At 25.0% G+C, this 8,289-nt stretch carries 11 protein-coding genes; 5 read left to right on the forward strand and 6 right to left on the reverse strand.

Annotation, left to right across the window (positions count from 1 at the left end; all coding sequences use genetic code 11):
• On the forward strand, window positions 1-894 hold an 894-nt coding region (locus tag IC173_RS19885), incomplete at its 5' end, for a hypothetical protein (protein ID WP_227856175.1).
• A gap of 6 nt (window positions 895-900) precedes the next feature.
• Here the strand turns inward: IC173_RS19885 and IC173_RS19890 are convergent.
• Both IC173_RS19890 and IC173_RS19895 read right to left on the reverse strand, forming a co-directional pair.
• Window positions 901-1,803 (reverse strand): hypothetical protein, encoded by a 903-nt coding sequence (locus tag IC173_RS19890; RefSeq protein WP_227856176.1) that lies wholly within the window; start codon window positions 1,801-1,803, stop codon window positions 901-903.
• A 79-nt stretch (window positions 1,804-1,882) separates the two neighbouring features.
• Entirely contained in the window at window positions 1,883-2,032 is a 150-nt protein-coding gene (locus IC173_RS19895; RefSeq protein WP_227856177.1) for a hypothetical protein, read from the reverse strand.
• Window positions 2,033-2,409: 377 nt separating this feature from the next.
• Between IC173_RS19895 and IC173_RS19900 the strand changes: the two genes are divergently transcribed.
• On the forward strand, window positions 2,410-2,814 hold the full coding sequence (locus tag IC173_RS19900; protein ID WP_227856178.1) for a helix-turn-helix domain-containing protein: 405 nt from the start codon (window positions 2,410-2,412) through the stop codon (window positions 2,812-2,814).
• Between the two features lie 189 nt (window positions 2,815-3,003).
• Here IC173_RS19900 and IC173_RS19905 read toward each other — a convergent pair whose 3' ends face one another.
• From IC173_RS19905 to IC173_RS19920, 4 genes are all read right to left on the reverse strand, one after another.
• Window positions 3,004-3,165, reverse strand: coding sequence for a hypothetical protein (locus IC173_RS19905; RefSeq protein WP_227856179.1), 162 nt, complete (start codon window positions 3,163-3,165; stop codon window positions 3,004-3,006).
• Window positions 3,166-3,446: 281 nt separating this feature from the next.
• Window positions 3,447-4,406: a DNA cytosine methyltransferase gene (locus IC173_RS19910; protein WP_227856180.1), complete on the reverse strand. Its 960-nt coding sequence runs from the start codon at window positions 4,404-4,406 to the stop codon at window positions 3,447-3,449.
• A gap of 111 nt (window positions 4,407-4,517) precedes the next feature.
• Window positions 4,518-5,033: a Bsp6I family type II restriction endonuclease gene (locus tag IC173_RS19915; RefSeq protein ID WP_227856181.1), complete on the reverse strand. Its 516-nt coding sequence runs from the start codon at window positions 5,031-5,033 to the stop codon at window positions 4,518-4,520.
• A 198-nt stretch (window positions 5,034-5,231) separates the two neighbouring features.
• Entirely contained in the window at window positions 5,232-5,825 is a 594-nt protein-coding gene (locus tag IC173_RS19920; RefSeq protein WP_227856182.1) for a hypothetical protein, read from the reverse strand.
• Window positions 5,826-6,841: 1,016 nt separating this feature from the next.
• Here IC173_RS19920 and IC173_RS19925 point away from each other — a divergent pair.
• The 3 genes from IC173_RS19925 to mobV all read left to right on the forward strand — a co-directional run.
• Window positions 6,842-7,198 (forward strand): antitoxin VbhA family protein, encoded by a 357-nt coding sequence (locus tag IC173_RS19925; protein WP_227856183.1) that lies wholly within the window; start codon window positions 6,842-6,844, stop codon window positions 7,196-7,198.
• Window positions 7,199-7,212: 14 nt separating this feature from the next.
• Window positions 7,213-7,437 carry a DUF6718 family protein gene (locus IC173_RS19930; protein WP_227856184.1) on the forward strand — a complete coding sequence of 75 codons (225 nt, stop codon included), beginning with the start codon at window positions 7,213-7,215 and terminating at the stop codon, window positions 7,435-7,437.
• Window positions 7,438-7,643: 206 nt separating this feature from the next.
• Window positions 7,644-8,289, forward strand: a 646-nt coding sequence (gene mobV / locus IC173_RS19935) for a MobV family relaxase (RefSeq protein WP_227856185.1), incomplete at its 3' end; no start/stop codon positions are given.

Consider the following 8,289-nt stretch of genomic DNA (forward strand, 5'->3'; position numbering starts at 1 on the left):
GATATAAAAAGAGGTCGTGAATACAGTGAAGCAAAGCACATGCAACCAGAAGATTATAAAAAACAACAAATTCAGGAACTTAAAAAATTAGAAAATAAATTAGAATATGTAAAAAAACTATTTAAAGGCTTCTCAAAGCCTTTAAATAGTTTTAATGAGTTAGAATCTGTAAATGTTAAAAAAAGCCTTATAACAGGCAAAGAAACGGTATATAAAAATGATTATGACGAGATAATAGATATACTAAAAGGAACAATGAAAGAAAGTCTAGAACTTAAAGAAAAATTACATAATGAGCAGTTGAAAACAAAAAATTTAGAAGTTAAGTTAAATACAGTAAGTGAATATGAAAGATTGATTTATGAAAAAGAAAAAAAATTAAAATTGGAAAAGGAAGAATTTGAAGAACAAAAACAACTAATATCTGAACGTGAAAAAAATATTGAGAAAGTACTAGAAAATAAAGATAAAAATAACAAAAAAATTCTTGATGAAAAGGAAATAGAAATAAATAAATTGGAAAATCAATATAAAAATTTATCAAGAAAGTATAATGATTCAATTAGGGAGTATGAAAAAAAGATTGAAGAACTTAACAAAAATGATATATATATTATTTTTAATAAGTCTAGTATCAAAGAGATACAAGAAAATGACACATATAGATTTAAAGATGCTAATAATTTTATTAAAGAATTAAATAAACTTTGTTTTTATAGGAATGAAACAAAAGAATTAGGGTTTCAAATGTCATTTGGAACTAATGACAAAGGTTCTTTTTTGGAAAAAAATATTATTCTTGGACAATATAGAGATATAGACTTAAAGCGTGAAATTATCAATATAAATAAATCCAATAATAAAGTAGTTTCTAAAGATTTATTTAAGGATTAATTATCTTTATATACCTTTAAACATATTAAAATTAGAATTTTGCTTTAAATTTGTACTGCTCTTGAATGTACTCCAAATGATGTTTTTGTTTAAGTCATTCATATAATCCTCAATAATTTTTTCTAAAGTCCTTATTTTTTCAAACTGTCCTAAAATTCTTATTCTCCCATTATTCTCTTCCTGAAGAATTTGTAATACTAATATAACACTATTTCTATAATTCAAAAAAAAATTAGTTTCTATTTCTTCACTTTTTAGTATGTCTATCCATCTAATAATTATTTCTCTATATTCATGTTTTATATATTTCATATATTTTGTCCATTCATTATCATAAACTAATTTATTCAATTTAGAAGGACATATAAGTGTATTTAGCTCTTCCATAAATTTTATATTATTTTTCTTTATGTCTCTCAATTTATTTTCGAATCGTTCAAGTTCCAATTTTGGAGTATCACTTATTAATTCAGGTATTTGTTTTGATGTGTTTGCTACTTCTCTTATTAAACATTTCATATATATTAAATATGTCATACTATCAGTTTCTATTATTGTGTGTTTTAATAAACTAAATAACATATCTTCTGCATATTCTTTATTTTCTTGTTTATTTTTAATATGTCCTAACTCAAATAATGTATATGCACCACTAAAAGCAATTACTGGTGCAGTAATTGATACTATAGCAGAAAGTATATTTGAATCAGTTATATTCTCTCCATTTATGCAAATATAAATAATTGTTAAAATCATAAATACAATAAACATAAATATTATCATCTTTAAACTTTTCTCAAAAGTGTTATTATGCATTTTTTTCCTATAAAAAATTATTATTCCTATAAGAACTACTATTAAAAGTATTATCCAAATTGTTTTTCTATTTTCCGAAAAAAATATATACATTTTAATTTCTCCTTATACATATTTAAAAATCATTATACTTACTTTTTGATTTTACACTATAAAAAACTTTACATAAAGTTTAATCATTATCTATTATTTTACAGTTTACACAATTGTTTATATTAACTACATTTTTTTTATAAAGATTGTTGCCTCCAATTAAAGTTAAAAAAATGCTTACAATTGTTATTATTATGCTAACTATAGTTATTAAATCAGATTTTTTCATTTGCTATACACCTCATTAATTCTAGATTTTATTCATGATAGATAATTGAGCAATGTTTTATAACAAAATAAGGTATTAGTTTTAAAAATTTTTCTGATAAGAAACTATGCTCTAAATTTCACTTTAGAGACTAGTTAGGTATTTAAAATATTGTTAAAGCCCTTATAATCCATTTATTTGGATCATAAGGGCTTTTTTACTAGAGTTCTTGAAATAAATTTTTAGAGAATAGTTAAAATATCATTTACGATAGTAAATCTACACGTATTGATATTACTAAATTCAAGTATCTCTAGAGCCCATTAAATAAATAATTGAGTGTAAATCTCTAGACGTTATTATATTATTATCTTAAGAATAACAAAGGAGTGATAGTCATGAAAATATCTGAAAAATTAAAATTATTAAGATCCGAATCTGGATACTCTCAATCTCAAATATCTAAAGAATTATTTGTTTCATTTCAAGCAATTTCTAATTGGGAAACAGGTAAAACATATCCAGATATTCGCAATTTAATTAAACTATCAGATTTTTATAATGTTTCTTTAGATGAACTTATTAAAGAAGATGAACAGCTTAAAAAAAAGTTAGAAACTAATACATCTAACCCCTGGAAAACTATAGGTTATACCTCAGTTTTATTACTTGGAATAATTTTTCTGATAGGATCCTTATATGTTTATTTTGTAAAAAATGAATTTTTATGGTACTCATTCATTGTAAGCATATTTTTAATAATTGATGGAATCTTATTATTAAAAAAAGCTATTTACTCTTAACGTAAATACTACAATATAAATTTAAATGCTCTACATTTTAGGGGATTTTTCACTGCTTGTCTTAAAATTTCACTTTAGAGACTAGTTAGGTATTTAAAATAAAGTTAAAGCCCTTAGATTCCAAATAAATGGATTTTAAGGACTTTTTTACTAAAGTTATTGAAATAAATTTTTAGAGAGTAGTTGAAACTAAATAAATCTTGAAATAATCATAAGAAGAGCCATTATTATACAAAATAAACTTACTCTTTTTCTTATCTTAACTTCTTTTTCTGTATTTTGATATTTTAATAAAAATATAATGCTAATTATTGCTCCAATGAACGAAACAATAAAACAGATACTGGTCATATAATTCCTCCAAATTTTATAATACATTATAAACATTATAGCATTACTCCCTAAACCTAAATTAACTAATCTTAAAATTGAAGTTTAGGGATTAGTTAATAATAAAAAAAACGAACATATTGGAATTACTTTATTCCTTTACATTCATCTTTTTTATTATTAACTAATCTTTATTTTTTAAAGTGCATCTTTTTTTTAACTTTTAAAGTAGATTTTTTAATTGACTTTATTTTTAATTATATTAATTATGTTTATATCATATTTTCTTTGTTTTTTATATATTAAATTATGTCTTTTATTTGCTTAGCAATTCTATTTATTACTGTTACTACAACACTATTTCCAGCTTGTTTATATAACTTTGTATTACTTAAATTGCTTGGTAATTTATAATTCTTAGGAAATCCCTGCAAATTAAAAGTTTCCCTTGGTGTAAGTTTTCTTATTCCATCACAGCATTTTATCAATGGTACATTATGTCCACCAGTTCCCATATTTGCAGTTAAAGTTGGACAAACATTACTTTTATTTTCTCTTACATAAATTCTACGCCATTGATATATGGTTTCTTTCTTAATCACATCACAAACTAACTTATCATAGAATTTACAATTTTTCTCATTATAATAATATTTAACATCTTGTTTACTCTCAAAATCAATACAATCATATAATTTAGTAATTAACTCTATTGGTTTAGGAAATTCAAATTTTTGATATAAAATTTTACTTCTAAATGCAATAATATAAATTCTTTCTCTTCCATGAGGAATGTTACCATAATCTTTTGCATTTAATACTTGATATTTAACATGATATCCTAAAGTATTTAAATGTTCTAAAATAATTCTAAATGTATTACCATTATCATGTCCAATAAGATTTTTAACATTTTCTAAAAAAACTATTTTTGGCTTTTTTGATTTTATAATTCTAATTAATTCAAAAAATAATGTTCCACGTCCTTTTTCATCATTAAATCCTTGCCTGTATCCAGCTACTGAAAATGCTTGACATGGAAATCCAGCTAATAAGATATCAAACTTAGGAATTTCAGATGTTTTTACATCTTTTATATCTCTACAATCTACTTGTAAAGGAAAATTTGCTTCAAATGTTTTTACTGCATAAGGATCTATTTCATTTGCATAAATTGTTTTAAATACACCCGTTTGTTCAAAACCTAAATCTATTCCACCAACACCTGCAAAAAAAGATGCCATTCTTAATTTTTCTTTCATAATTCATACTCTCCATTATTTTATTTCATTGATAGTATATCAAAATTAGCAGCATGCCGCAATAAAAATGAGTAAAGGAGTTAGAAAATAACACATTCTCCTTTACTCATTTTAGTCAAGTTCTGCTCTTCTAATGTTGAATATACATGTTGGTTCTAAATTTCTATCCTCAATTATAGTTTTTATTACACTTATATGAGGTCTTCTTTTTTGTGCCTGTTGTTCACCAACAGTTTCATTTTTATTTGCTGGTAGATTTTTTAATTCTTCAGAATTAATTCCAGTATCATATACATAAAGTTTATTATTTTGATAATTTAATCTCAAAAACACTAAATTATCGAAATGACATTTTGGACCAAATGAAGTAAGATCAGAATCAAAATTAGAAGTTGCTTTCATTTCTATTTTTCTTCCATTTCTATCTTGTGCATCTCCTGCACTTCCTTTATTCCATAAATAATTTAATGAATAACATCCCATTGGCTCACTAATTGTTTCTGGAAAATTTAGTCCTCTTGAACAATAATTTTTTAATGAATTATTTAAGTCTTTCCATTTGAAATATGCATCGCATACATCATTTATTCTTGCTGCGTCTATTTCTACTAAATCAACTTTCGCCATATATACTTAGTGTTATTTTCTATTCCTAAACCTATTATACAAAAATATTATAGGTTTGTCTTAATTCAAATTCTTTTAAATGTTTAGTATACAAAAATGTACCTTAATTAAAGAGAGACAATATATATTTATAAAGAGTATTTCACGTAACAAAATTAGAAATCTTTAATTTTCACTTATTAAGTTTTTTATATAATTTTAATTATATTTTTCTCTAAATTCTTTTAGTGCCTGACTTATTAAATCTATCTTTTTGAATTGTTTGTTATTATCACAAAACTTATTAAATAACTCTAACTCCTTACTATTAACTCTTAGAGTAGTAAGTTTACTATCAGAATCCTCTAAATCAATTACTATCTGTTGCTTTATAACGGACGTATTACATTTGTGTAACTCTATAATTTCTTTTAATACATCATAATTAGAAACTATATCTAACAAATTATCTTTTATCTCTTTGTCAGATTTATTAATTACTTCTCTTACTGCATCCGATTGTATAACATTTGTATTACTAATGTTATTTTTTTCTTTTTGTATATCAGTCGTAATACATCTGTTATTTTTTATGCTTGGCTCTTGTAATACATCTGTTATACATTCATGTATATACTTGTTCAAGTCTTTGGAATAACTGTAATTAGCCTTTTTAAATCTATCTCTTATTGTACTTCTGCCTATTCCTATATTTTTACATATATATGTCAAGGTTTCATTATTTTCTAATTGATTATTTATATATTCTATTTGTTCTAATATATCTAATTCATTAAATTTATCTTTATTCATATTACACCCCCACAATTATGACAGATGTATAACGTCTGTTATTTGAAATTATATCACAATATTATTTTTAATAAATTTGGAGTTTTAAAATATAATTAGCAAAAATTTCAAAAAATATGTTGTTATATCCTCAAAAAGAATTTATACTTAAATATATAAAAACTAAATAAAAAAGCACTTACAAAAAGTAAGTGCCTTCTGTAACTTCAGTTCTTTAAATCGTTTGGCGACGATTTAAGGTAACAACTGGTATAACAGTACCAAGAAGTTAAGGAATAATCCAATCGCAAGATAGGCATAATCTATCAAGGAAAGTTAACCCAACCGAAATTATTTACAAAATATAATTATAGTATATAAAGTAAAATAATTTTAGTCAAGCGGAAATGTTGTACACCTAAAGTATAGATGCCTATACTTTAGGTGTTTTTTAATGCAATAAATGAGGTTGTATGTTACCTATATGACATATAGTGGGACAGCCCTTAACCACTCAAAAAAAAGGTCAGGTGAGTTCAGCCAATGCAGAAAGTGAACCTCTGTACAATATAGCTAATCCCTTTTTATAGCTAGTACAGGATTGAGTGGTGACGACAACCTAAAGGTCGGGTGTGGGAGTTCTAGGAGCATAAGTGCTTGGGAACTATGAACAGAATTATTGCATTAGGATAGAACCATAATGTAGAAAGTTTATAGGTGTTTACACGTAATAAAAAGGGTACAGATGATAAGGTGACCGAAGTATACGGTTTATAGATTTGTAATTACTTCCTTATGATAGTCAATTAAAAAGTCTTGACTATTATAAGGGAATAATTACGTCCAATTTCAGTTCCCTTGTGCCGGTTTATTATTTTAGTGAAATTGTCAAGATAGAATTTAAATAGGAGTAACAAAATTCGATATAGGACAAGCCCCTTCTGGCTTGGCATATTGAGAATGCGTTAGTAACCACTTGAAGCCGAAGGTTAAAGTGGTTTTAGCCGTTAGGCTTAATTGAAAGGAGGATGAAGATTATGAAAGATTATTCAATTAAAAATACAACTAAAGAACAGAGAAAAGAAATTGTTAATTCTGCACTTGGAATAGCCTCAATTGATTCTCATGAAGTTAGTGGAGTTATTTTAGAGTTGTCAGATAGATATGTTGAAGGAGCATTGGAGATAGAAGAAATCCAAAATATAGTACTTAGTTTTTATAAGAACAAATATCTTGATGGTGATGAGTCTATAGAAACTTTAGAGGATTATATCTTGATACTTGAGGAAGAGAAAAGAAGGAATAATGTAGTGACTGATGAAGAAGATATTGAAAAAATGATGGATGAAATAATAGACCAAAATATAGATGCTTTGAAAAAATTATCTGAATGATATGAGGTGAACTAATGTACATTGTTGCAAAAAAAATTGATAAGGTAGGTTGCATTGCATCAGAGGTAGAAAGTGGAGAGAGGATAAGTGCATTGATTGAATATTTATCATTGACAATGCTTGATAAAGGAATTGAAATTATTGTTTTAGATAAGCCAAATATGTATAGAGAATATGTTCCATATAAGTTTTTGAGCGAGGTTGAGTTTGTATGTAGTGTTTTATCAATGAACCATTAGTGGTCTAAATAGACCACTAGGGTGTGCCAAAAGTGACCACTTTTTGGTATATAGATTCTTAATGCCTCGCAGAGCTTACCACTTTGCCAACGAAGTGCAAAGTATAGTAAGTTAGACTTATTTGTATGTATAAGTCTTTTTTCTATTAAATTACAAAACTTTAAAAATGAGTATTAAAATTTTCTAATATAGAAAGGAGTTTAAGTATGGCATTTTTTGTTTGTCATGTAGCAAAGTATTCTAGAAATAATATAGTTGGTATTCAAAAACATAATCAAAGACAAAATAAATCCTATAAAAATAAAGATATTGATATAACAAAGAGTAACAAAAATATAGATTTTGAAAATAAAACCAGAATAAGATATTTGGAAAAAATAGAAAAAATTATAAAAGAAAATAGGAAAAAGGGAAAAGTTATAAGAAAAGACGCAATATTAATGTGTGAGAGTGTAATTTCAGCAAGCCCAGAATTTTTTTTAGGTATGGATTATAAAGAAAAAGAAAAATATTTTAAATACACATATGAATTTTTGAAAGATAGATATGGTGAAAAAAATATAATTTCTGCTACAGTCCATTTTGATGAAACAACACCTCACATGCATTTTAATTTTGTTCCAATAACTTCTGATGGTAAATTAAGTGCAAAAGACATAGTAACAAGAATCGAATTAAAAAAGATACAAGATGAATTACCTAGATTTTTACAATCAAAAGGATTTGATATAAAAAGAGGTCGTGAATACAGTGAAGCAAAGCACATGCAACCAGAAGATTATAAAAAACAACAAATTCAGGAACTTAAAAAATTAGAAAATAAATTAGAATATGTAAAAAAACTATTTAAAG

Source organism: Clostridioides sp. ES-S-0048-02, assembly GCF_020658495.1.
In the GTDB taxonomy this organism is placed as follows: Bacteria; Bacillota; Clostridia; order Peptostreptococcales; family Peptostreptococcaceae; genus Clostridioides.

Bases quoted from the DNA above. Each gene is read 5' to 3' on its own strand.
- IC173_RS19890 (WP_227856176.1), bottom strand. From the start codon at position 1,803: ATGTATATATTTTTTTCGGAAAATAGAAAAACAATTTGGATAATACTT.
- IC173_RS19895 (WP_227856177.1), bottom strand. From the start codon at position 2,032: ATGAAAAAATCTGATTTAATAACTATAGTTAGCATAATAATAACAATT.
- IC173_RS19900 (WP_227856178.1), top strand. From the start codon at position 2,410: ATGAAAATATCTGAAAAATTAAAATTATTAAGATCCGAATCTGGATAC.
- IC173_RS19905 (WP_227856179.1), bottom strand. From the start codon at position 3,165: ATGACCAGTATCTGTTTTATTGTTTCGTTCATTGGAGCAATAATTAGC.
- IC173_RS19910 (WP_227856180.1), bottom strand. From the start codon at position 4,406: ATGAAAGAAAAATTAAGAATGGCATCTTTTTTTGCAGGTGTTGGTGGA.
- IC173_RS19915 (WP_227856181.1), bottom strand. From the start codon at position 5,033: ATGGCGAAAGTTGATTTAGTAGAAATAGACGCAGCAAGAATAAATGAT.
- IC173_RS19920 (WP_227856182.1), bottom strand. From the start codon at position 5,825: ATGAATAAAGATAAATTTAATGAATTAGATATATTAGAACAAATAGAA.
- IC173_RS19925 (WP_227856183.1), top strand. From the start codon at position 6,842: ATGAAAGATTATTCAATTAAAAATACAACTAAAGAACAGAGAAAAGAA.
- IC173_RS19930 (WP_227856184.1), top strand. From the start codon at position 7,213: ATGTACATTGTTGCAAAAAAAATTGATAAGGTAGGTTGCATTGCATCA.